Here is a 22,287-nt window from a genome sequence, read left to right on the forward strand (position 1 = left end):
TTCGCATCCGTGTGCCATGCGTCACATGGGCGATGCGATAGGCGCGAAGAAGACGAAGCGACTAGCGCAACACCGCACCACTAAAGAACCTTGCCGCGCACGCAGCATCTTGCTGGATATCCTGCACGGTACAGAGTTCGAAGCGCACCTTCTGATGCGGTCGACGCTGAGCCAGTCGCGCACGGTCGAGTGGATGCACCCAGCCCAGCAACGGATAGCCCCCCATAGTCTGGCCGTCCGCCATCAGCACGATAGGATAACCTTCCGGCACGATCTGGATCGCGCCGGGCAGCACGCCCAGCGACCATCGACGCGTCGGCGGTGCTTGCAACGGTTGTTCACCTTCTAGCCGATAGCCCATGCGACTGCACAGCGTCGACAGCTGCCATTCCGCATCAATAAAGCGCTGTACATCGTCAGCATTGAAGCGACGGTAATCGTGAGCAGGCGTGAAGCGCACGCGAAGCACGGATACGTCCCACTCGGTGCGATAGGCGGCAGGCGTCTGGGCTCCGCGCATAAATGAGGGGCCAAGCGCCCGGCGATAGAGCTGATCACCCCGCGCAATGGGATGCCCTTTACCGTCCAGCCCGCCCAGCCCTTCACGGGTCTGTGTGGCCACGCTATCGATCACGTTCTGCCCGGCAAAGCCTCCCGCAACCGCCAGATAGCTCCACACCCCATGCCGAGCCGGTCCCATGACCAGCTGCTCACCCGGCAGCAGTGGAAACCGCGACCATACTGCGGGCTGGCGCACACACTGACCGTCTTCTGCCAGTACCGATAGCGCAACCTCGGCTCCCGTCACAGCCACCCACAGTGCCGTGCGGGCCTTCAGGCGCAGCCCACCCTGTGCGATTTCGAGCACCGGCGCATCACCGGGGTTTTCCAGCAAGCGGTTGCTCCACGCCGCGGCGTGCGTATCCATCGGCCCGCAGGGAGAAATGCCGAGATGCTGATGCCCCCAGCGCCCCTGATCCTGCAACGTAGTCAGCATGCCGGGCGCAACAACCTCAAAGATGGGTGATGACGTCATACGGCGAGCCTCCCTTGCAGCGCTTGAAATTCAGCTTCGTCAATCGGATAACAGCGCACCTGCCGTCCGACATGAAATGGCGACATGGGCTGAGCAGCGGGATTGAACAGCGCCAGTGGGCAGCGACCCAACAGGTGCCAGCCACCGGGCGAGGCCTGCGGATACAGCGCACTCTGCCCAGCCGCGATGGCAACGCTGCCAGCGGGCACGCGCGCGCGCGGCGATGAACGGCGCGGCAACGTCAGGCGCTCATCAAGACCACCGAGATAGGCAAATCCCGGCGCAAAACCGATTGCTCCGACATAGAAGGCGCTACTGGAATGCAGTGCGATCACATCAGCAGCCGACGCCAGTCCACAGTGCCGTGCGACCTCCTCTAGATCTTCACCATCGTAAAGCACGGGCAACGCCAGCTCGCCACTAGCGTTCACGGCGGCAGGCTCGACGCCGGTCGACGGCTCTAGCCACTGCGTGCACCACTGCATCAGGCGATCGTACAGTTCGCTGTAGCCAACACGCTGCATGTCATATTGGATCAGCAGGCTATCCCAGCCAATGGTGATATCTAGCAGAATCGCCTTGAACTGCTGTTCGAGCTGAGCCGCCATCTGGCACAGCTGGGCAGTCAGCGCCGCCGAGGGGGCTGCCGTGAACTCGACATGCAGCGCATCGACACCTGCCGATTCGATCACAAAGCTCATACCGACTCCTGTAAGGCGCAGCGCAGCGCGGTTAAAGCCGCCAACGCCTCCGGGGTATCGCCATGCACGCACAGGCTATCCGCACGCAAGCGCAACATGCCGCCATCAGCCGTCGCGAACGGCTCACCTGCCGCAATGGCAGTGGCCTGAGCAATCATGGCACTCACATCGTGCAGTACCGCATCAGGGCGCTGGCGCGACGTCAGCCGTCCATTGGGCAAATAGCGACGATCGGCAAACGCTTCGAACAGCACCGGAACACCCGCATTCTCGGCGCGCTGCCGTACAGCATCGGCTTCATGATCGGCGCGGGCCAGTGTCATCAGCGCTAGGCCTGACCGATAGCGGGCACAGGCCGTCAGCGCGGCATTCAGCAATGCATCATCATCTGCAATCGCGTTGTACAGCGCACCGTGCGGTTTGACGTAGGTCACCTCGGTACCTTGCGCACGGCAAAAGGCATCTAGAGCACCGATCTGGTACAGCATCAGTTCCGTCACTTCACCCGGCGTGAACGCCATCGCACGGCGCCCAAAGCCTTGCAGATCGGGATAACCTGGGTGAGCTCCGATCATCACACCGTGCGCCTTGGCGCGTGCCACACTGGCCGCCATGGTCGAGAAATCGCCCGCATGAAAACCACAGGCCAGATTCGCCTGATCAACCAGTGCAATCAGCGCCTCATCCTGACCACAGGGCCAAGCGCCGAACTGTTCGCCCATATCGCAATTTAGCAATAGCGATGTTGCCATTACCCCCTCCTATTGTTGTTATCCACCCGTCCGCAGGGATAGGTGATGGGTTGCTTGAGCATGATAGCGCCGCAGGTCGTGCCGCATACGCTCGGCGGGTCTCAGCACCTCATTCATGAACCGACAAGGCGAGGAGTATTCTCCTCGCCCATAAACAGCGCATTCTGCTTACGTTTATACTAGCCAGCGCGCCCTTTTGACAGTGTCCTGCTGCCGCCCGTTATTTCGAGCCTTCGGCAGCCCAGTCAACCTCGGCCAATCGCATGCCATGATTGCCCTTGTAGTCCGGCGACACCGGCGGCTGCCATTGCACCAGCAGCGCATCGTCAGGCTTGTAGATCTCAATGCCGAGCGGTCGGCACACCTTCAGCGTGTCTTCGGCGTCATCGCCCCACATGGCGAGTGAGAGATCGCCTCCCGGGCACGTCGAAATGGCACACAACAGGTCGATTTCAGCAAAGAACTCAAGATAGTCACCCTTACGGGCAGGACAGGCCTTCATGAAATAGCGGTCTTCGGCATTAAGCCCCGTGCACTGGAAAACGTTCATCACGTCATGGACATCGAATTCGGTCAGCCCGTAAGGCTGCACGGCACGCGTCAGGTTGGAGTGGCAGTGGAAATCGAAATCCTCGCCTGTCAGCAGCTTATTGACGTACGGATCGCAGCGGGTTCCCATTAGATCGTGCACACGCCCACCGTGTTCGTCCACGCCATAGTCCGCCAGCGTATCCGCAGTAATAGTTGCCAGCGGACGCATGAATGGCAACGTCGACCACAGGCGATCGAAGGTCGAAAGGTGCGCTCGCTGCAGCTGACGCGTACGCGACACCCACATCCGTTCGCGCGGATCATGACGGTTCCAGATGTTCAGATCGCCAACCTGTGGGCCTTCCGGCGTCGTGATGCGGAACAGATGGCCCGCCGGCACTTCCCATGCAAATCCCGTGCGAATCGGCACGCGGTGCTCGCTCACCAGCGTCCTTGAGCCGTCTGCCAACGCCTGATAGAAATCGCGATCGACATCAAGGGCGGAACCTTTGGTGCTCTGATAGGCGGCCGGATAAAACGCGTAAGAAGACATAGAGTCATACTCCTCTTCTGTACAGACAGTGCGTGTTCTGTGCTGACAGTGTTTGAAAATCTCACAGGGCTTGGAAAAGCCGCTCCTGCGGAGCAGCGAAGGTATCCATGATTTGACGCTCAGATTCTTCGAGGTACGTCATCAGCATCTGGGCCGCCTCGGCAATGCGCTGTTCACTCAGCAGCTGCCAGAGCCGCCGGTCCCGCTCAAGCCAAGGCTGCTGGAAAGCGGATTCATACTGGCCAGATGCGAACAGCAGACGCTGCTGCGCCACCAATACCGTAAAGAAGGCATCCAACCGTGCGCTGCCCAGCATATGTACCAAGCACTGGTGAAAGCGCAGGCTATAGGTGCCGACCGCCTGCCAGTCATCACCGACGGCAGCCTGTACCGATAGATCAAGCGGCTGGCGCAGCCTGTCGAGGTGGTAGTGGGTAATCGTCTCCGGCATCTGTACGGCCATCAGTTCGATATAGCGCCGTGTGCGGTAGATATCGCGCACGTCCTGACGACTCAAGCAGCGCACGCTAACACCGTGGTTATGGCGGTATTCCACCAGTCCTTCACCGTGCAGAAAGCGCAGCGCCTCTCGCACGGTATTGCGTGATACGCCCCATTCCGACGCCAGCTCCTGCTCGGCAAGTGGCTGGCCAGCCTGCAAGCGGCCGCTGATAATGCGATCCCGCAGCTCAATGGCCGTACGCTGGAAGGCCGGCAGTGATGCCAGTTCGTCCTTGTCGAGCACCGCCGTTTGCAACGCTGCCGCGGGGGGGAGTGAAGTGGGCATGCCTAGCGGCTCCTTAGCTCATGGCAATATCGCTGACGAATGCGTGAATGCGCGACCCGGTCATCTGACGAATTTCCGCGGGCGGTGCATCGACGACGACATGGCCGTTTTCCATAAACACCACCCGATCTGAGACAGAAAACGCGAACTTCATTTCATGCGTCACGATCAGCATCGTGATGCCCTCCTGCGCCAGACGCGCGATGACGTCCAATACTTCGGCCACGCGCTCAGGGTCCAGCGCCGACGTCGGTTCGTCGAACAGAATGATGCTGGGCTTCATGACCAACGTGCGCGCAATGGCGACGCGCTGCTGTTGACCACCGGACAGTTGGTGCGGATATTTGTAGGCGTGTTCGAGCATGCCCACTTTGTCCAGCATCGCGAGACAGTGCTGACGCAGAGTGCGCGGGTCTTCGTTGAAGTGCAGCCGCGGCGCCAGCATCAAGTTGTCGATGACGCTTTTATGGGGAAACAGGTTGAAGCCCTGAAACACCATGCCGATTTTGGTGATCTGAGTGCGCCACGGCAGCGCATAGTCGGGTTGTCCCGCTTGGATAAAGGAGCGCCCTGACAGAAACACTTCCCCTTTGTCCATCTGTTCCAGCCCATTGATCATGCGGATGAGCGTGGTCTTACCGGAACCGGACGGCCCAATGATCGAAATGACCTCACCGGGATGAACGGCCAGATGGATGTCATCGAGCACGCGCTTGCCGTCGAACGCCTTGGTCATGCCGTTCACTTCCAGGATGGGCTTAGCCGAGGGCTGAACACTGCGTCGCGATGGTGCAGATGCTGATGGCAGCATGGTGCGCAGCGCTTCAGCGTCAATGGCGTCTGGGGTGCGGCGCTGAATATCCAGCCGCACTTCCAACCACGCAAAGAGTCGCTCGAACACCGTCACAATCAGCACGTAGTAGAACGCCACGGCCAGCAACGTCTCCATGACCTTAAAGTTGTCGGTATAAAGCCGCTCGCCCACCATCAGGATTTCCGCCAGCGAGATCACCGATACCAGCGATGTCATCTTGACGATCGTGATGAACTCGTTGACCAGCGTCGGCAATGAAATGCGCAGCGCCTGCGGCACGATGATGTAAGCATTGATGCGCCCACGGCTCAGCCCCAGTGCCTTGCCCGCCTCGAACTGCCCTTTCTGCACGGCAATCAGTCCACCGCGGTGAATCTCAGCGATATAGGCCGTTTCACTTAGGATCAGCGCAATGGCGCTGGCCACGAACGGGTTGCCCAGTACGCCCTGCAACGCAGGAAACATCTGCGGTAGGTTGAAGATGAAAATCAGCAGCACCAGCAGCGGCAGACTGCGGAACAACCAGATGTACAGCGCCGCCGCCTTTCTCAGCACCCGCGAACGCGACCGGCGGGCAAACGCGATACCCATTCCCAGTACCACGCCACTGCACCACGTCAGTAGGCTCAGCTGCACCACGACCAGACTGGCTTTCCAGAAATCGGCAAAGGTCAGCAGGCTGAACAGATAGGGCCAATCAAACTGCATAGCATCGCCCTCCCGTTAAAGCGTACCGTCCAGCGCCCGCTGGAAATCGGTCTTCGCCGGTACCTGCACGTTGTACTTATCAAGCAGAGCGGCGTATTCAGGCGTCGTCGAGACCTTGCTCAGCGCGGTTTCGAGCTGCTCATGCAGCGCAGTATCGTTCTTGTTGACAGCCAGACCGACCACGACCGGATACAGCAGCGACGTCGACGTGATCTTCATCCGCTGGCCGGTCTTATCAACGGTGGCCTTAGCTACGGCCGCATTTTCATACTCGACGTCAATGGCTCCGGCAAAGAGCGCCTGGGTCACTTCCGGGGACGAAGGAAATTCCTTCACATCAATGGCGCCCAACTGGTGTGGTGCACAATAACTCTCCGACAGTGCACGCAGCTTCGGAATCCAAGCACCGCCTTTGATCGACCCGACCCGCTTGCCGCACAGGTCTTCAGGACGCTGAGGGGCATCGGTACTGCCGGCCTTCACCATCAGTGCCCCGCCCGTTTTCATATAAGGAATGAATGCCACCTGCTGCGCACGCTCTGGCGTGACATACAGCGTCGATGCCACGACATCGAACTTGTGGCTTTTCAACCCCATGATCAGGCTGGCAAAGCGCGTGTCCTTGATGCGCGGCGTTAGCGACATCTGCTGCGCGATCAGCGCCATCACCTCAACATCAAACCCTGCCGGTTCGTTATCCTTGAGGTAGTTGTAAGGCGGATAGGTCAGGTCGGAACCAATGGTCAGCTCGCCGTCGGAGACAAGCGCCGCCTGAGACTGAGTCGTTGCCAGCATGAGCAGGCCGGTAAGCATAGCGGTGCGTTTCATGAGCACTCCTCCAAGCATAAAGATTGTTCAACAATGTCTATGCAGTGCGCATGCCATGTTTATAGGACGGAAACTAATTCACTCGGGATTGCCGTACAAAAGATCGTGCCGAAAAGAGAGAGGTAGGCATAAAAAAACGCCCTGAAGTGAAGGACTTCAGGGCGTTTCCATTTAGCGAAATGCGTTGGATCAGGAAGGCTGTCGTGCTTGCATGTTCAAGTAGACCGCACGCCAAGCCGGATAGCGATCACCGTCTTCCCACACACTATAGTGCAGTCGCGATAGCATGATGGGGTCATCAAGCAGTGCCAGGCGGTCTGCCGCACCCAAACGGTGCGGACCGCTGACCAGCGCCTTGCGTACCAGCCCCTGACGACGAATCTCGATCGCCTCGGACGTGGTATGGCGAGCGGTACCCAGCGCGCAGTTGACCGAGTTGACCAACGGGTCGACAACGGCATGCACGAAATTGGGCACGTTGCGCTGTGCGCGTGCTTCACGCGTGAACTTCCACGTATTGAGCAGCTCCGGCCCCGGATGGGTTTCTTCCGGAATTCTTAGAAAGCCCCAGCGACGCAGTGCCATCCCTAGGCTGACCTTGCTGGTCAGTACCGATACCGGGATCGACACTACCAACGCGCCGACGATCGGAGAGAACCACAGCAGGAAGCGCGGGTCCATCCACAGTACCAGTGCGATCCACGCACAGCCCAAGAGCGTCTGAACACCGTGGCGACGGATCGCTTCACCCCAAGAGGTCTCGGAGCTCTCGCGGTCCGGCGACGTCCACTTGGCCTTCAGCCCAAACAGAATGCTGATTACGAAACGGGTGTGGAACAGCATGCGCACTGGGGCCAGCAGCATCGACACCAGTGATTCCAGCACTACGCTCAAAATCAGACGCAGCGAACCACCGTATTCCTTGGCCCCGCGAGAACACAGCCAGATCAGGCTCATGATCTTCGGCAGGAACAGCAGCGTCAGTGTGGCACTGAACAGCGCCACGGCGCGCCACGGATACCAGTTGAGGCGCCATTCCGCTATCAACTGCCCCGGCTTGGAGAAATAGACCGGGTCGGTAAACAGGTTGGTCGCCATCAGCGCGGTCGACAGTACTAGGAACAGGAACCACAGCGGTGCTGACAGGTAGGACATCACGCCCGTCAAGAACACCGCACGGTGCACCGGGTGCATGCCCTTCACCCAGAACAGGCGGAAGTTCATCAGGTTACCGTGACACCAGCGGCGGTCACGCTGCAGCTCGTCGACCAAGTTGGGCGGCATCTCTTCATACGATCCGGGCAGGTCATAAGCAATCCATACCCCGTAGCCGGCACGGCGCATCAGCGCAGCTTCAACGAAGTCGTGCGACAGTATCGGGCCAGAAAGCGAGCCCTTGCCCGGCAGTGGAGCCAGAATACAGTGCTTCATAAACGGCGCAACGCGGATGATGGCGTTGTGCCCCCAGTAGTGGGATTCGCCTAGCTGCCAGAAATGCAGCCCCGCGGTGAACAGTGGGCCATAGACGCGCGTCGCAAACTGCTGCAGGCGTGCGTACAGGTTGGTGCCCCCAGCGGATACCGGTGCGCTCTGAATCAGCCCCGCATCCGGGTTGGCTTCCATCAGCTGCACCAGACGAGTCAAACAGCTGCCCGTCATCACACTGTCAGCATCCAGAATCAGCATATAGCGGTACTGGTTACCGAAACGGCGACACCAGTCGTCGATGTTACCGCTCTTGCGTTTCACGCGACGGCGGCGGCGGCGGTAGAAGATACGGCCAAAACCTTCGACTTCACGGCACAGGTTCATCCACGCCTGATTTTCCTGCACGCAGGTATCAGGATCGAAGGAGTCACTGCAGATATAAATGTCGAACAGGTCTAAACGACCATTTTCCTTAAGCGACAGGTAGGTGGCTTTGAGACCGGCGAAGACGCGATTGACATCTTCGTTGCAGATCGGCATTACCAGTGCGGTACGTGCGTCGTCGGCAATCGGCGTGTCCTCGGCGGTCGAGGCGGAGATACTGTAGCGATCACGCCCAATCACCAACTGCAGGAAGCCCATCAGCGCCGTCCAGAACCCTGACGATACCCAGATGAACAGCAGACCAAACAGGATTAGCACCGCCACTTCCAGCAGCGTGCCACCTTTGTTAGGTAGCACGGTGGTCATATAGGCCACCGCCATTAGGCTCTGCACGACCACTAAGAACAGCAGCACGACGCGGCGCATCAGTCCCACACGCTGCCAGCGATGATGGTGCAACGGTGGCTGTTCGCTGTCTGCCGCGTCCTGCTCGGCGCGCTCCTTGCGCCCCCAAGGGCACAACGTGCGCCATAAGCGCTCTAACGGCCCACGCTTTTTCCACCACGGGCGCGGCGCTATCGGAGTGCGCGTCCAGCGTGGCACGCTGCGTAGCCGCAGTCGCTGAGCATGATCTTCTTCCAGCAGCTCATCAGGCACATCGTGCTGATCAGCCAGCTCAAGGCGACGTGCAACGGACGGCTGCGCCGGATCAGTGGAATTCTCGGACGCATGACCGATTTCGGCATGCGCTTGGCTAAGAGAAAGGGCGTCATTCTTCGACAGCATCTCGAATTCCGCCTGGGCAGACGGTTCGGCAGTCAACGACGCCAGCTGGTCGAGATAGGCACTCGACGGCGTATAGTGTTTATCAGGCATCGGAAGTCTTCAGCAGTCGCCAGGTTTCAGAAAGACGATGGCCAGTGCCATCCTTGATGAAAGCACGCACGTCCTGCGACTTACTGGCATCCTTGACGCGCAGTTTCAGCGTCAATCGATAGCCATCAATCACAGGCTGACGCGCAACATCGGCGCTCACGACCTCAACGTTGTCGCTAGGCAGGACATCAGCGGTCACGACACTCTGAGCGTTCAGCGATTTCAGGTTGTCGCCACGGAAATCGACGATGTAGGCCACGGTACCGTCACTTTTGCGACTGGTATCGCCCTGCTTCACTTCACCTTCGCTGCGACGAGTACTGTCAACCCAAGCCAGCTGATTGCTGTACAGGCGCGGCTCGTTACTGGTGAACGTCATACGGTAGTTGAAATCGTACGACTGCCCTTTGCTCGGCAGCGTTTGCGGCTGCCAGAACGCAACGACGTTGTCATTGGTTTCATCCGGCGATGGGATCTGGATCAGCTGAACTTTGCCTGCGCCCCAGTTCTGGGTGGGTTCGACCCACACGCTGGGACGCTGGTCGTAGCGCTCATCCACATCCTGATAGTGACTGAAATCATGATCGCGCTGCATCAGCCCGAAACCGGCCAGACGCTGCATTTCGTAATCGTTGATGTTCAGACGACGCGGGTTGAGCAGCGGCTGCCATGTCCAGTCATCCTTGTCATCACGCACCAGCAGTCCATCAGAGGTATGCATGGCCGGACGGAAATTGTCACGATTGCTCGGCTGCGCACTGCCGTAATAGAACATGCTGGCCAGCGGTGCGATGCCCAGCTTGTTGACCTTGTCACGCATGAATAGACGGGACTGGACATCCACGATGGAATCCTCACCCGGGCGCAATACGAAACGATAGGCTCCGGTCACGCTCGGAGAGTCCAACAGCGCATAAATGATGAGGTAGCGATCACCCGGCGACGGTTTGACGACCCAGAAGCGCTTAAACTGCGGCATCTGCTCGCCCGACGACAATCCCGTATCGATGGCAACGCTGCGCCCTGTCACACCAAAGTGCTGGTTCTCACCGATAGCGCGGAAATAGCTGGCGCCGAGAAATGCCATCACCGGATGGCGCTGACCATCACCCAGCCCATAGCGCACCTCGAACCCGGCATAACCCAGCGACGCCAGTTCCTCAGGCTTAAGCGATGCGTTGGCGCTCCAGTCGAACTGCTCGGGCGCATAGGTCAGCGCATGCACCTGGTCACCTGCGACTTCATTCACTTCGACCGGCGTGTCATAGACCATCCCTTCAGGATAGAACCCCAGCTCAAATGGCAGGCCCTGCCCGTGCCATAGCGCATATTCATTCTTGAAGTGGATGTCCCTGTAGTGCGCATAGTCCAACGCGCTCAGCGACGACGAAAGGCTGTGCGCTGGCGCATCGTAGCGCTCCTGCGCCAGCGACTGGGCTTGGCTTGAAACATCATTGAAATCGAAGGCGCTGGCCTGTAGAACCGCCATACCAGCAATGCCGCACGACAGCACCGACAGCATTCGCATCCATCGACGGGCATGGTGCTTCGAAAAATTACGATCAGGCACACAAGACTCCTTTACCTGTTTCATTCCATGCAGCCTGTACGAGGCCACATCACGATGAGACGCTCTCTTTATCGATCACACAAGTAAGCGAAAGGTCAGTCCGACGCGATCTTGCTTACTCGGGCGCACAAGGCGCGACTTATCGCCCATTTAGCATGACTTCTCTCGCTAAAGGCAATCCGATAATCCGGAAGCTATTCGAGATTTTTTGTAACGACTGGCTTACAATAAGCCCATGTTTTCTGAAAGAGATGACCTTCAATCTTTCAGATATAGCATTCTTCTCTTCATTCCTCCCACAATGTTAGAGCAATACCAAGCGTCTCGACGCCATATCCTTCATACCTTATTCATTTTTCATCTAAATTATCATTAATGATCGGTGAGACCTTCTAATGTGCAGAAAACATGTTGGCGCTCATGTCAGCGCCGCAGGCGGCGTACACCATGCCGTCGATAATGCCCTTGCCATTGGGGCCAATGCCTTCGCGCTGTTCACGCGCAACCAACGCCGCTGGGAATCCAAGCCACTGGATGCTGCCGTCATCGCCGCCTTCAAGACCGCCTGTGCGCAGCACGGCTTTGCTGCACGGCACATCCTTCCGCACGCCAGCTACCTTATCAATCTAGGCCACCCCGAAACGGAAGGCCGTGAAAAATCGTACGCGGCTTTTCTGGATGAGTTGCAGCGCTGCGAACAGCTGGGTCTGACACGACTCAACCTGCACCCGGGCAGCCATCTGCGCCAAATCAGTGAAGCGACCTGCATCAGCCACATCGCCGACAGCATCAATCGTGCCCTAGAACAAACGCAGGGCGTAAGCGTGGTCTTGGAAAACACCGCAGGTCAGGGCAGCAATATTGGTCACCGCTTCGAACAGTTAGCGGCCATCATCGCGCAGGTTGAAGATACTTCGCGTATCGGTGTGTGCGTCGATACCTGTCATGCCTTTGCCGCGGGCTATGATCTGAGCACCGCCGCGGACACGGCAGCAGTGCTGCATGCCCTAGATGAGACGGTTGGCCTGCGCTACCTGCAAGGGATGCACCTGAATGACAGTAAGACGGCCTGTGGCAGCCGCGTCGATCGGCACGCACCACTGGGAGAAGGACTGATCGGCCTGCCCTGCTTCACCGCCCTGATGCAGGACGCTCGGCTGGATGACATTCCACTGATTCTGGAAACGACCGACCCGGATCGCTGGGCCGAAGAAATTCGTTGGCTTCGCGGACAGGTCTCGGACTGACCGACAACGCTTACCGTTCCAGCACACAGGAAAAAAGCAGCAACAACGGTTGAGTGTAAAAAAAGTCGGCACCGATTGATTGCTCGGTACCGACTTTTTATGTGACTACGGCTGACGAATATCCGTCACCGTACTCTCTTCATCTCAGCTCTTCTGACGTGCAGCGCGGTCGAAGGCGGCCAGAATGGCACGCAGCGAAGCAGCACCAGTATCATAGTCTTCTGCCACACCGGTCACGGATACACCATCGACGTTCAGCTGGACAAAGGCGATCGCCTTGGCATCGCTGCCGCTGCCCATGGCATGCTCGCTGTAGTTGGTGACGCTCAGCGGACGGCTGTCATAGTGATGCCATGCGTCGACGAAGGCCGAGATCACGCCATTGCCTTGCCCTTCCAGCACATGCACCTTGTCGCCTTCACGAATGCGTGTGGACAACGTGCTGCCTTCACGATCGAAACGATAGTGCTCCAGCGTATAAGGCTGCTCTGGCGAAAATTCCTTGAACAACAGCGCACGGATATCATCGCTCGACAGTTCACCGGTGGTCTTCTCACTGGCCTTCTGTACGATCGGTGCCAACTCCAACATCATCCAGCGCGGCAGACTGATGCCGTGGTCGCGTTCAAGCAGGAATGCCATCCCCGCCTTACCGGACTGACTGTTGACGCGAATCACCGTTTCGTAATTGCGGCCAATGTCACGCGGGTCGATAGGCAAATAGGCGACCTGCCACGTTTCTTCCGGACGCTGATTGCGCAGCGATTTGCGAATGGCATCCTGATGGCTGCCCGAGAATGCGGTATACACCAGCTCGCCGACCCACGGATGACGAGGATGCACGATCAGTTTGGTGCACTCACTCACGGTACGGATGATCTCTTCCGGGTTGGAAAGGTCCAGCTGAGGGTCAATCCCTTGGCTGTACAGGTTCATCCCCAGCGTCACGATATCCATGTTACCGGTACGTTCGCCGTTACCCAGCAGCGTACCTTCAACGCGATCCGCTCCAGCCAGCAGCGCCAGCTCGGCAGCGGCTACGGCACCGCCCCGGTCATTGTGCGTATGCACAGACACCACGACGGCATCGCGATTGCTGATGTTCTGGCAGAAATACTCGATCTGATCGGCATAGTGATTCGGAGAAGCCACTTCGACCGTATTCGGCAGGTTGAAGATGATCGGCTTTTCACGCGTCGGCTTAACGATCGCCATCACGGCTTCGCACACATCAACCGCATACTCTGGCTCGGTTTCCGAGAAGCTTTCCGGTGAGTATTCGATGCGCCAGTCGGTTGCGGGGTAGCGTGCAGCGTAATCACATACCCAGGTCACACCCTGACAGGCCAGTGCCTTGATGTCATCACGGGTCTTTTCGAATACGCGTTCACGCTGGATGGTCGACGTCGAGCTGTAGATATGGATGATGGCGCGATGCACACCCTGCAATGCTTCGAAGGTGCGTGCGATGAGATGCTCACGCGCCTGTACCAGCACGGCAATCGTCACATCTTCCGGAATCTGGTTTTCGTCGATCAACCAACGCACGAAGTCATAGTCGGGCTGGCTGGCGGATGGGAAACCGACCATCACTTCCTTGATGCCGATTTTCAGGATCAAATGCCACAGTCGTTGCTTCTGTTCGACACTCATGGGCTCAAGCAGGGCCTGGTTGCCATCTCGCAGATCTTCACTGACCCAGATGGGTGCACGCGTAATGCGATTGTCAGGCCAGGTGCGATTGAACGCTGGAACTGGTGCGGGAGCGCTGTATTTGCGATGGTCGAAAGAACCTTGCGCCGCATCGCCAAAGATAGTGTTCTTCACCACATGAGCGTCAGACATGAGTGTTTGATCCCTTGAGGAAAATAAATTGAATAAGTGGCCGCTGCCACTGCATCCCTACGGTGTGGCTACACACGGCATATCGAACTCATGCTATTGTAGTCCCAACACCATTGCTTGATCCAGCCCTATTCATTGCGAAAATTGCATTTAACAGGCTATAATTTGGCATAATATTTCAACTAAAAGCCCAAAGAGACACACATCATGCCTTCTTCAGAAAACGGATACCGCCTAGACCGCTATGATCGCCACATTCTGGAGCTGCTGCAGCGCGAAGGCCGCATCAGCAACCAGGAACTGGCCGACCGCATCGGCCTGTCCCCCTCCCCGTGCCTGCGCCGTGTGCGCGCCCTTGAGGAAAGCGAGCTGATCACAGGCTACCGCGCCATGCTGGATGCCAAGCGCCTTGGTCTTAACCTGATGGCCCTGCTGCTGATCTCAATGGACCAGCACAACTCCGAGCGTTTTTCGACTTTTGAAAAAGCCATTCGAGACATTCCCAACATCATCGAGTGCCTGCTGATTACAGGACAGGAAGCCGACTACCAGCTGCGTGTCATTGTGCACGACATGGACGAATATCAGGACCTGCTGCTCAACCATATCAACAGCATTCCCGGCGTGACCAGCGCCCATTCGAGCTTCGTGCTGCGTCGTGTACTGGAGCAGCCACTTCCGCTTTAATACCTGTCGACCATACGTCTATGACCTGCCAAAAAAGGGCCTTCTAATGGCCCTTTTCTCGTTTCTATCCTGCATTTCATCCCTTTTCATGCCTTTCGGCACGATTGTCCAAGACACACCCTATCCCCCTGTGCGACAGTCATCTTTCGGCGGCACCCCATCTTACGACCGCGAGCGCTTCTTTCTTGCGTACCGAACGCCGTCTTTCAGCAGCAACGACCGCGACACGCCCTAAACAACAATCCATAACAAGGACACGCTGACCATGCCCGACCGCTCCTCTCTGCCTGTGAGCAGCCCCACAGAGACACGATTGGCCTATCTCAGTCTGCTCGGCACTATGATTATGTTCGGCAGCGCTTTTGCCAGTTCCAAGATCGTGGTCGGCGAAATGCCCGCCACCGTTGCTGCCGCACTAAGGTTTGCAGGCGGGGGAATCGTGCTGGCACTAATGGCGGTTTTGTTCCGAGATCGCACCCGTGTCATCAGCTACCGCGCCATGCTGTCTGCCGCACTGGCCGGCCTGATCGGTGTGTTCGGCTACAACGTATTTTTCTTCTGGGCACTGACACTGGCACCGTCTCTGGACGGCAGTATTATTATTCCAGTGCTTAGCCCTTTGCTGACCAGTGGGCTGATGATCGGCTTTGGTAGGGAAACGGCAGCTCCATCACGCCTAGCAGGACTGCTAATCGGGCTGATCGGTGCCGCTATCTTTTTGTACGGTGCCGGCAACGCCAGCGTCTCGAATGGCCGCTTATGGGGCGACATGCTGTTTCTGCTCGCCGCAGGCTGCTGGGCAACGTACAGCATCCTGTCCAAGACATTGCTGGCAAAAGGCTCGCTTGGAGCACTACAGGCAACGGCCTGCGCCACGTCGGGAGGTGCACTGGGCTTGATACTTCTCGCCGCCCCTCAGTGGAGCACGGTTGCTTGGGGAAGCATTTCCCCTACTGTATGGTTCAACGTGTTTTTCCTGATCGTTGGCCCAACCGCGCTGGCTTCCATGTTCTATTTCTATGGCCTGCGCCACGTTAAGGCGTCTAGCGCGACGCTGATGATGTTGCTGGTACCGGCGTGTGGTGCTTTCTTCTCAATTGCGCTGTTGGGTGAAACCCTTGCCTTACTACAGTGCATCGGTGTACTGGTGCTGATCCTGGGTGCCTTGATCGCACTCAATCCCTTTCGGCTCGCCCGACGATAACACCCGACTGAATTACCCAAGCATACGGGCTTGCACCTGCCTGTATGCTCGGCAGCAGGGGTATGGCTGCCTATTTTCAGCAGACATAAACCAGCCACGGTTACCTTGCCATACGGCGTTCAATCAATAGGTAAAAAACGCCCATAACAATAATGAATTCCTTCATATTTAATTTAATAAAAATAGATAAAAACCAAAATCCTCCTCATCCATGAGGAGGATACGATTTTCTACATATGACTGGTTTATCATCCACTGCAGCTTTTCCATTACTCTACGGCAAGCCATGCACGCTTACTCACGGCCATAGTTTATACCACCGACATTTAAGGCCACCAGATGCTTCCTCAACTATTGCTTATCCTGTTTTGCATCATGCTGAGGTTCAACGTTATTTTTACTATACCGGAAGTCAATCTGCATTCCTCTAGCCAAAGCAGAGAGACTCTGCACACCTATTTTTACGTAGATGGATATGACTATTCCAGAAATACGCTAGCACCGGGCGATACACTGCATTACCGAATGTCCGGTGACATAAAAGAGGATTACAAGAAAGGCATCACATTCGACATCGTATCTGATGACGATCATTCCGCTTCATTCACTATTCAAGGAGACTTCACGCGCATAGACCTCTATCTTGATAGTGATGGAAATCTAGAGCAGGACAAAACACGCATTGTCAGATGATCAGATATTGATGGGGTATCAATATCTCATTGGCATCATTGCAAATAACCCGTTTCTGCCCAGCACTCAACCTTAACGTAAATCGACTGACTCTAAGCGGCGTTGTTATTCGCTGTAATGGCAATATTTCTTTATCCTTGATTTTCTTATTTATCTTGGTGCGACAAAACCTATACAGAACCAAAAGGCAGGAATTAAAGAGGCTAGAGCATCCGATGTGAATGGCCCCAGAGCAGACCATAGAAAATGATTGATAGAGCGAGGGTAAAAAACACTCTGCCTAAACAAGGCTTTTTGTACCAAGGCGCTGTCGAGTTTTGGCTCGGAAGCGTCCGGTCAGATGCGAACATAGTGTGACCAGATTGTGACCACACTATGCTCGACATGGGCTAAATGAACACTTTCACGGCTATCGTTGGAGCATGCAGAACGCCAATAAAGCCTTAAAAATCAATCAGTCACGATTATTGAGAATCTGCAGCAGACTGACGAAAATGTTGTAGATACTCACATAGAGATCAATTGTCGCCAGGATGTAGTTGGTTTCACCGCCACGCACGATCTGCTGGGTACGGAACAGGATGACAGCAGACGACAACAGGATGAAGCCACAGCACATCACCATCGACAATACCGAAGCATGTACAAAGAGGTTGATGATCATGCCTGCCAGCAGTACAAAGACGCCGACCGTGATGAAGTTACCGAGGAAGCCAAGATCGCGGCGCGTGAAGATACCGACCAGCGACAGCCCCAGAAATGAAACACCGGTCATGCTCAGCGCCAGCAGCACGATACTGGAGCCACCCCGTGCATACATGAACATGTTCAGCACCGGACCCAGCGAGTAACCCATGAAGCCGGTAAAGGCCAAGATAGCAACCAAGCCGAAACCTGTGCGCGCTGTTGCGTGCACCAAGAACATCAGACCGTAGGCGCCGACGATGAAAATAATCGAGGAAATGTAGTGCGTACCCAGCGCGAACGATAACCACGCCATGGCAGCCGAAAACAGCAACGTGATAGCCAGCAGGCTGTACGTGTTGCGCAGAACACGTCGCCCTTCTGACGCCGTCACGACCTGCGTCTGATCAACAGTGGGGAAAGGATTACGATCCACGATGATATCTCCTGCTTTCAAGTGAAATTCCATGGTGTCTTTTCTTATCAAGCACCCCATGGTCATTATGGATGATCATATCATGCCCATCACGATATGCTCCGGTAGACGCACGAAGGATTTTTCCTTCATGGTGCCCTGATTCCTAAAGCGTCATACGCTTCTTGTACTCTTTGCGCGAACACGACACATAGTGATCGTTGCCACCAATACAGATCTGCTGCCCTTGCCGAATGGGCTGCCCCTGCTCGTCGAGCCGCATCACGAACGTCGCCTTGGACTCCGAATATCGGCACATCCCCTTGATCTCGTTGATTTCGTCGGCCAGCGCGAACAAGCGAGCACTGCCTTCGAACAGCTGACCAAACGCATCCGTCCGCAGCCCATAGCACAGCACGGGCACGCTCAACCTATCCACGATATCTGACAGCTGGACGATATGCTGTGCCGTCAGAAAATGGCATTCATCTACGAATACGGCCGAAAAATGCAGACCTTCCTCCGCTCGCAACCGCCGATTTTCAGTCTCGAACAAGGCATAGATATCATCGTTATCAGCTACGTTGAGGGCATCTCGGCGCAAGCCAATACGCGATTCAATCTTGTCATTGCGCGTGTCGATCGCCGGTTTGAACGCCAGCACTCTACGTCCAGACTCTTCGTAGTTGTAGGCGTCCTTGATCAGATTAAGTGACTTGCCAGCGTTCATCACACCATAATTGAAATAAAGCTTGGCCATCGTTATACCTGCGTTCCCGCAATCAATAAACATATAGTCCGTATGGTACCAATTCCTTTGCTATCATGACCATATGTGGCCTAGGCAAGGACAGTACAATTGACGGGACTCGGACAGAGTCAGGCCGCGAGATACCGCAAGATAGGTTGTTAAATGACCGATGCAACTTGGCACGACTGTGGTAGGATGCCACCGTTGATCAGGGCCTTTTCACCACGGATCGAACCTACGACTTATGCGCACAGCCATAAATATTACTGGGGAACTCAAATATATCCTCGATAACGAGAAACATCACGTTGTTGTGCCGTTCCATACCCTGCAGGCCTCGGAGCTGATCAAGCAGGATGTCGAGCTCCTCAATCACGATTACAGCGTAGCGCTCTACGGCTTCCGCTATGAAGCGGAAACGACCGTGGGCACATTCCGGTACTTCTTTCTCGTGGAACACAGCATGGCGGGTTTCCGTCCTTATGCCGTGTATCACGACCTTCCCGATAACGTGAAGCCGCTGCGCGACACCATTGATTTTTCACTGCTGGGCATTGCAGAACCGCCAAAGCCTACTGACACCGAGCAGGTGGAAACCGAGCAAGCGTCTACGGCATCGGATCAGCCCCCCTCGCTCTGGCGGCGTCTGAGCCAGAAGTACCTGCCAGACAGTCGGCTCGATAAGGATCAGCGTAGACAGCAGCGCAGGAGTGGCCGACTGCTGGTCGCACTGGCTATCGTATGTGCCGCCGCATGGGCACTCTCTCACTCTCGAGACCAGCATTCTCACGTTTCGCCCTACCTGCAGTCGATGGAGCAGCTGAACGGCGGCGGAAAATGAGCGCACAGGCCACCCATCACGCCGTGACTGAACCTAGAAACGTGGTAAGGATGGATAAACGGGATGAAACATGAGTACCATGGCAACCACCCTTGAGTTTTCCACCCTGGGTGTGATTGGCCCCGGCCGTATGGGGTCAGCTCTGGCAGAGTCCCTCTCACTGCGGGGCTACCCCATCCATGCAATTGCCGGACGCAGCGAGGCATGCCCGAAGGCGCGTGCGTTAGCTCAACGCGTGCATACCCGCGCAATGAGCGTGCAGTCGCTGGCCGATACCTGTTCGCTTATCTTTATTGCAACGCCTGATGATGCCATTGCCCCTCTCGCTGATACTACCGAATGGTCGGCAGGCAGCGCTGTCGTTCACCTGAGTGGGGCCACGGATGTGCAGGCGCTTCAGGCCGCACAACACTGCCAAGCGCATATCGGTGGTTTCCACCCATTGCAGAGCATCAGCCAGCCGGTCGGAACCGCAACAACGTTTCAGCACTGCACCATCACGATTGAGGCCGAGCACGAAGCGCTGAGCAATGATCTTGCGACGCTTGCCCACGCCCTTGGCAGCCACGTTAATATCCTGCCGCCGAATACCCGTATGCGCTATCACGCGGCCGCCAACCACGCCAGTGCTCTACTGATTGCGCTAATGACGGACATGGCCCGACTGTGGGAAAGTTGGGGAAGCAGCGAAAAGGATATGATGGACGCTTTACTGCCGCTCATGCAGAACACATTGAGCGCTGCCCATGAGCGTGGCGTTACCCAAGCACTAACGGGGCCGCTTGCCCGCGGCGACGTAGGGACCCTAGAGGGCCATCTAGCGGCGCTGGAACAGTTAGACCCCGCTTTGGCACGTCGCTATGCGGTACGCCATCAGCCACTACTGACTCAGGCACCGGACGATCAGCGCCAGCGGATCGCAGCGCTGATCGACGCCTATGCGGCGGTTAACACACAGACCTCTTAAAATCTCTTAAAAACCCAGCATTTCTGCTATGCCTCGATGTCAGCAGCCAAGCGTTGCCATGTATGACGATGGCGCTCAAGGCGCTCGGTTTCCGCCAGCAGCAGCGCCAGTGCCTGGCATAGGTTGCCGAGAGCACTGCCTTCGGGCTTCCATTCATCAAGCGGCCACGGCCACCACTCCTCAGCGGAAGCCATTACGATCTGCCTCAGTTCGCGAGGCACCGACCATGCCGTTGCCGCCGTCAGGTAGGCCCCTGCCGCATGAGCGGTACTACCATTTTCAAGCGCAGGATCCCTCGCGGGGTCGCGCCCAGCCAGCAGCTGCTTTTCGCGCTTTGCCAGCATATCGACCACCGCCTGGCTGCGGTGCGATACCATCCGCACCTCCTGGCTGTTGCCCGCAAGAGTACCCAGTGCGTAAGCGATGACGATACTTTCACGCAGCGCCAGCCCCTCCTCAACACAGGCTCTGGCAGCATGTTCCGCCATCGCGCATGACTGGAAGTATTGGGCAGGCTTCCCAGGGCAGAGCAACAGCCACGGGAACTCAGCCGATGGTGAATGTCCATGATGAAGAGAGTTCATCAATACTTATCCCTGCCTCAGATTTTCTATTTTCAGGTGTAATTGTAACGGCCGCAATAAACCACGACTTTATTATCGCGAATGGAAAGTGTTTATTAACATACCAGTAAATAGCCACCGGCTCACAAAAGCGCCATTGTATTTTTTTGTAATCGCTGCATAGAAAGACCATGAATGCCGTGCTTGCACTCCCTCTGCACGGGCATAGAGACCACGGTTCAGCCCATTTCTCACAGGTTGTTTATATTGAAACAGCACACATCACGTTATTTTCTTAATAGAAAGTCTAGGTAAGACTCAAGGAAAAATGATGCAATAACAAAAATAGTACTTTAATAGAACAATGCTATTATCAATGGCGAAAGGCTTCCAATAATAACGCCATTAGGAGAGGCAATAGGACAGTCATACCATGCAAATAGCGCCAGCCATAAAACGATACGACTCGATCCAAAAATAAATATAAACACGCCACGGCCCGCGCAATGAGCGGCATGGCGACCTCTGCCTATGAAAAGGAGACTTCTCTCGATGCTTACGAAAAGCGCAGCGAGTATCGCCGCACAGGCACATTAAAAAAGATCAAAATCATCAGAAAGCGTGAGGTTTCATATGCGGCACGAATACGGAAAAATCATCTATGTATCCACGCCGCCCATGCATGACCGACAATAGACGCAGCACACTCTCTGTCGCTGTTGCTTTTATGCATACAGGTTCGACATACCCCAAGACGCACCTCTCCCAGAAGAGATGATCCACTAGAGCTTTCATGAAAACACAAGGGCAGTACAGTCCCAAATGAACGGCCCAGCAGGCAGGTGCAGTCCATGGACCCTGCCTGCCTCCCAACAGCCACGAGCGTCATGAAACACTGCGTGGCATCGGGCAGCCACTCCTATACTGCCGAGCGACCTACCCGATGACGTCATGTAGAAGACGCTAGATCAAAGATCACTGGCATCGAAAGCGCCGGGTAAGAGCGCTCCTACGGTCGTCTGCTGCACATCACCCTTCAGGTTAGTCAGCCATACCAGGGTATCCTTCTCGGCGAACTCGGCGATGACCTGTCGACACGCACCGCACGGGGCGATAGGGCCGTCGGTATCCCCAGCAACGGCCAGAGCAGAAATCTTAACATGTCCCTCCGATACGGCCTTGAAAATGGCCGTCCGTTCGGCGCAGTTCGTCAAGCCATAGGAGCAGTTCTCAATATTGCAGCCGTCGAACACTTCTCCTGTAGTGGTCTGCAGCGCAGCGCCCACATGGAATTTCGAATACGGCGCGTAGGCCTTTTCGCGTGCGGCCAGTGCGCGAATCATCAGTGCCTGACCCAGAGCATCATGTGACATCGTTGATATCCTTTAAATGCAGCGGGCTGCCTTGAACGCAGCCCGCCGT

20 protein-coding genes are annotated in these 22,287 nt (G+C 56.3%); 6 read left to right on the forward strand and 14 right to left on the reverse strand.

The features are described 5' to 3' along the window. Positions 1 to 61: 61 nt before the first annotated feature. The 9 genes from ACMHYW_RS06495 to ACMHYW_RS06535 all read right to left on the reverse strand — a co-directional run bounded on the left by ACMHYW_RS06495 (position 62) and on the right by ACMHYW_RS06535 (position 10,968). Entirely contained in the window at positions 62 to 1,036 is a 975-nt protein-coding gene (locus ACMHYW_RS06495; protein WP_414501407.1) for a biotin-dependent carboxyltransferase family protein, read from the reverse strand. Beyond that, a complete protein-coding gene (locus tag ACMHYW_RS06500) occupies positions 1,033 to 1,737 on the reverse strand; it encodes a 5-oxoprolinase subunit B family protein (RefSeq protein ID WP_414501408.1) in 705 nt (234 codons plus the stop codon). The genes ACMHYW_RS06495 and ACMHYW_RS06500 overlap by 4 nt, the downstream gene beginning before the upstream one ends. Next, complete coding sequence (locus ACMHYW_RS06505; protein WP_414501409.1) at positions 1,734 to 2,489, reverse strand: 5-oxoprolinase subunit PxpA; 756 nt, start codon at positions 2,487 to 2,489, stop codon at positions 1,734 to 1,736. Before ACMHYW_RS06505 ends, ACMHYW_RS06500 begins: the two co-directional genes overlap by 4 nt. A 220-nt stretch (positions 2,490 to 2,709) precedes the next feature. Beyond that, complete coding sequence (locus ACMHYW_RS06510) at positions 2,710 to 3,573, reverse strand: urea carboxylase-associated family protein (protein WP_414501410.1); 864 nt, start codon at positions 3,571 to 3,573, stop codon at positions 2,710 to 2,712. Positions 3,574 to 3,634: 61 nt separating this feature from the next. After that, positions 3,635 to 4,360 (reverse strand): GntR family transcriptional regulator, encoded by a 726-nt coding sequence (locus tag ACMHYW_RS06515; protein ID WP_414501411.1) that lies wholly within the window; start codon positions 4,358 to 4,360, stop codon positions 3,635 to 3,637. Between the two features lie 13 nt (positions 4,361 to 4,373). After that, positions 4,374 to 5,882: an amino acid ABC transporter permease/ATP-binding protein gene (locus tag ACMHYW_RS06520; protein ID WP_414501412.1), complete on the reverse strand. Its 1,509-nt coding sequence runs from the start codon at positions 5,880 to 5,882 to the stop codon at positions 4,374 to 4,376. A gap of 15 nt (positions 5,883 to 5,897) precedes the next feature. After that, positions 5,898 to 6,710 (reverse strand): ABC transporter substrate-binding protein, encoded by an 813-nt coding sequence (locus ACMHYW_RS06525; RefSeq protein ID WP_414501413.1) that lies wholly within the window; start codon positions 6,708 to 6,710, stop codon positions 5,898 to 5,900. Positions 6,711 to 6,899: 189 nt separating this feature from the next. Next, the gene (gene mdoH, locus ACMHYW_RS06530) at positions 6,900 to 9,398 is read right to left on the reverse strand and encodes a glucans biosynthesis glucosyltransferase MdoH (RefSeq protein ID WP_414501414.1); all 2,499 of its coding nucleotides are present in this window, start codon (positions 9,396 to 9,398) and stop codon (positions 6,900 to 6,902) included. Further along, positions 9,391 to 10,968 carry a glucan biosynthesis protein G gene (locus tag ACMHYW_RS06535; protein ID WP_414501415.1) on the reverse strand — a complete coding sequence of 526 codons (1,578 nt, stop codon included), beginning with the start codon at positions 10,966 to 10,968 and terminating at the stop codon, positions 9,391 to 9,393. The genes mdoH and ACMHYW_RS06535 overlap by 8 nt, the downstream gene beginning before the upstream one ends. 395 nt (positions 10,969 to 11,363) lie before the next feature. Between ACMHYW_RS06535 and nfo the strand changes: the two genes are divergently transcribed. Beyond that, positions 11,364 to 12,215, forward strand: coding sequence for a deoxyribonuclease IV (gene nfo, locus ACMHYW_RS06540; RefSeq protein WP_414501416.1), 852 nt, complete (start codon positions 11,364 to 11,366; stop codon positions 12,213 to 12,215). 144 nt (positions 12,216 to 12,359) lie between these two features. On the opposite strand, the gene leuA is transcribed toward nfo, so the two are convergent. After that, positions 12,360 to 14,060, reverse strand: coding sequence for a 2-isopropylmalate synthase (leuA, locus tag ACMHYW_RS06545; protein ID WP_414501417.1), 1,701 nt, complete (start codon positions 14,058 to 14,060; stop codon positions 12,360 to 12,362). Between the two features lie 207 nt (positions 14,061 to 14,267). Between leuA and ACMHYW_RS06550 the strand changes: the two genes are divergently transcribed. Together ACMHYW_RS06550 and ACMHYW_RS06555 are read left to right on the forward strand one after the other, a co-directional pair. Further along, positions 14,268 to 14,747 (forward strand): Lrp/AsnC family transcriptional regulator, encoded by a 480-nt coding sequence (locus ACMHYW_RS06550; protein WP_027705742.1) that lies wholly within the window; start codon positions 14,268 to 14,270, stop codon positions 14,745 to 14,747. Positions 14,748 to 15,012: 265 nt separating this feature from the next. After that, positions 15,013 to 15,951 (forward strand): DMT family transporter, encoded by a 939-nt coding sequence (locus ACMHYW_RS06555; RefSeq protein ID WP_414501418.1) that lies wholly within the window; start codon positions 15,013 to 15,015, stop codon positions 15,949 to 15,951. Positions 15,952 to 17,098: 1,147 nt separating this feature from the next. Here the strand turns inward: ACMHYW_RS06555 and ACMHYW_RS06560 are convergent. Continuing rightward, positions 17,099 to 17,764 (reverse strand): Bax inhibitor-1/YccA family protein, encoded by a 666-nt coding sequence (locus tag ACMHYW_RS06560; protein WP_414501419.1) that lies wholly within the window; start codon positions 17,762 to 17,764, stop codon positions 17,099 to 17,101. Positions 17,765 to 17,909: 145 nt separating this feature from the next. Beyond that, positions 17,910 to 18,503: a thymidine kinase gene (locus tag ACMHYW_RS06565; RefSeq protein WP_414501420.1), complete on the reverse strand. Its 594-nt coding sequence runs from the start codon at positions 18,501 to 18,503 to the stop codon at positions 17,910 to 17,912. 235 nt (positions 18,504 to 18,738) lie between these two features. On the opposite strand from ACMHYW_RS06565, the gene ACMHYW_RS06570 reads away from it, so the two are divergent. Together ACMHYW_RS06570 and ACMHYW_RS06575 are read left to right on the forward strand one after the other, a co-directional pair. Beyond that, complete coding sequence (locus ACMHYW_RS06570; RefSeq protein ID WP_414501421.1) at positions 18,739 to 19,335, forward strand: hypothetical protein; 597 nt, start codon at positions 18,739 to 18,741, stop codon at positions 19,333 to 19,335. 70 nt (positions 19,336 to 19,405) lie between these two features. Continuing rightward, positions 19,406 to 20,302, forward strand: coding sequence for a Rossmann-like and DUF2520 domain-containing protein (locus ACMHYW_RS06575; protein ID WP_414501422.1), 897 nt, complete (start codon positions 19,406 to 19,408; stop codon positions 20,300 to 20,302). A 26-nt stretch (positions 20,303 to 20,328) separates the two neighbouring features. On the opposite strand, the gene ACMHYW_RS06580 is transcribed toward ACMHYW_RS06575, so the two are convergent. Continuing rightward, a complete protein-coding gene (locus ACMHYW_RS06580) occupies positions 20,329 to 20,886 on the reverse strand; it encodes a hypothetical protein (protein ID WP_414501423.1) in 558 nt (185 codons plus the stop codon). A gap of 494 nt (positions 20,887 to 21,380) precedes the next feature. On the opposite strand from ACMHYW_RS06580, the gene ACMHYW_RS06585 reads away from it, so the two are divergent. Beyond that, positions 21,381 to 21,551 (forward strand): hypothetical protein, encoded by a 171-nt coding sequence (locus ACMHYW_RS06585; RefSeq protein ID WP_414501424.1) that lies wholly within the window; start codon positions 21,381 to 21,383, stop codon positions 21,549 to 21,551. Between the two features lie 282 nt (positions 21,552 to 21,833). Here the strand turns inward: ACMHYW_RS06585 and ACMHYW_RS06590 are convergent, their stop codons facing one another. Continuing rightward, the gene (locus ACMHYW_RS06590) at positions 21,834 to 22,238 is read right to left on the reverse strand and encodes a cytidine deaminase (protein ID WP_414501425.1); all 405 of its coding nucleotides are present in this window, start codon (positions 22,236 to 22,238) and stop codon (positions 21,834 to 21,836) included. Between the last annotated feature and the right edge of the window lie 49 nt (positions 22,239 to 22,287).

This window comes from Zymobacter sp. IVIA_12111.31 C1, assembly GCF_047495495.1.
Classification (GTDB): domain Bacteria; phylum Pseudomonadota; class Gammaproteobacteria; order Pseudomonadales; family Halomonadaceae; genus Zymobacter.

Excerpts from the sequence above, each read along its gene's own strand:
- ACMHYW_RS06565 (WP_414501420.1), bottom strand. The coding sequence starts at position 18,503 with ATGGCCAAGCTTTATTTCAATTATGGTGTGATGAACGCTGGCAAGTCA.
- ACMHYW_RS06580 (WP_414501423.1), bottom strand. The coding sequence starts at position 20,886 with ATGAACTCTCTTCATCATGGACATTCACCATCGGCTGAGTTCCCGTGG.
- ACMHYW_RS06590 (WP_414501425.1), bottom strand. The coding sequence starts at position 22,238 with ATGTCACATGATGCTCTGGGTCAGGCACTGATGATTCGCGCACTGGCC.
- ACMHYW_RS06495 (WP_414501407.1), bottom strand. The coding sequence starts at position 1,036 with ATGACGTCATCACCCATCTTTGAGGTTGTTGCGCCCGGCATGCTGACT.
- ACMHYW_RS06515 (WP_414501411.1), bottom strand. The coding sequence starts at position 4,360 with ATGCCCACTTCACTCCCCCCCGCGGCAGCGTTGCAAACGGCGGTGCTC.
- ACMHYW_RS06575 (WP_414501422.1), top strand. The coding sequence starts at position 19,406 with ATGAGTACCATGGCAACCACCCTTGAGTTTTCCACCCTGGGTGTGATT.
- ACMHYW_RS06510 (WP_414501410.1), bottom strand. The coding sequence starts at position 3,573 with ATGTCTTCTTACGCGTTTTATCCGGCCGCCTATCAGAGCACCAAAGGT.
- ACMHYW_RS06505 (WP_414501409.1), bottom strand. The coding sequence starts at position 2,489 with ATGGCAACATCGCTATTGCTAAATTGCGATATGGGCGAACAGTTCGGC.
- ACMHYW_RS06525 (WP_414501413.1), bottom strand. The coding sequence starts at position 6,710 with ATGAAACGCACCGCTATGCTTACCGGCCTGCTCATGCTGGCAACGACT.
- ACMHYW_RS06585 (WP_414501424.1), top strand. The coding sequence starts at position 21,381 with ATGGCGACCTCTGCCTATGAAAAGGAGACTTCTCTCGATGCTTACGAA.
- ACMHYW_RS06570 (WP_414501421.1), top strand. The coding sequence starts at position 18,739 with ATGCGCACAGCCATAAATATTACTGGGGAACTCAAATATATCCTCGAT.
- ACMHYW_RS06550 (WP_027705742.1), top strand. The coding sequence starts at position 14,268 with ATGCCTTCTTCAGAAAACGGATACCGCCTAGACCGCTATGATCGCCAC.
- ACMHYW_RS06500 (WP_414501408.1), bottom strand. The coding sequence starts at position 1,737 with ATGAGCTTTGTGATCGAATCGGCAGGTGTCGATGCGCTGCATGTCGAG.
- leuA (WP_414501417.1), bottom strand. The coding sequence starts at position 14,060 with ATGTCTGACGCTCATGTGGTGAAGAACACTATCTTTGGCGATGCGGCG.
- ACMHYW_RS06555 (WP_414501418.1), top strand. The coding sequence starts at position 15,013 with ATGCCCGACCGCTCCTCTCTGCCTGTGAGCAGCCCCACAGAGACACGA.
- mdoH (WP_414501414.1), bottom strand. The coding sequence starts at position 9,398 with ATGCCTGATAAACACTATACGCCGTCGAGTGCCTATCTCGACCAGCTG.
- ACMHYW_RS06520 (WP_414501412.1), bottom strand. The coding sequence starts at position 5,882 with ATGCAGTTTGATTGGCCCTATCTGTTCAGCCTGCTGACCTTTGCCGAT.
- nfo (WP_414501416.1), top strand. The coding sequence starts at position 11,364 with ATGTGCAGAAAACATGTTGGCGCTCATGTCAGCGCCGCAGGCGGCGTA.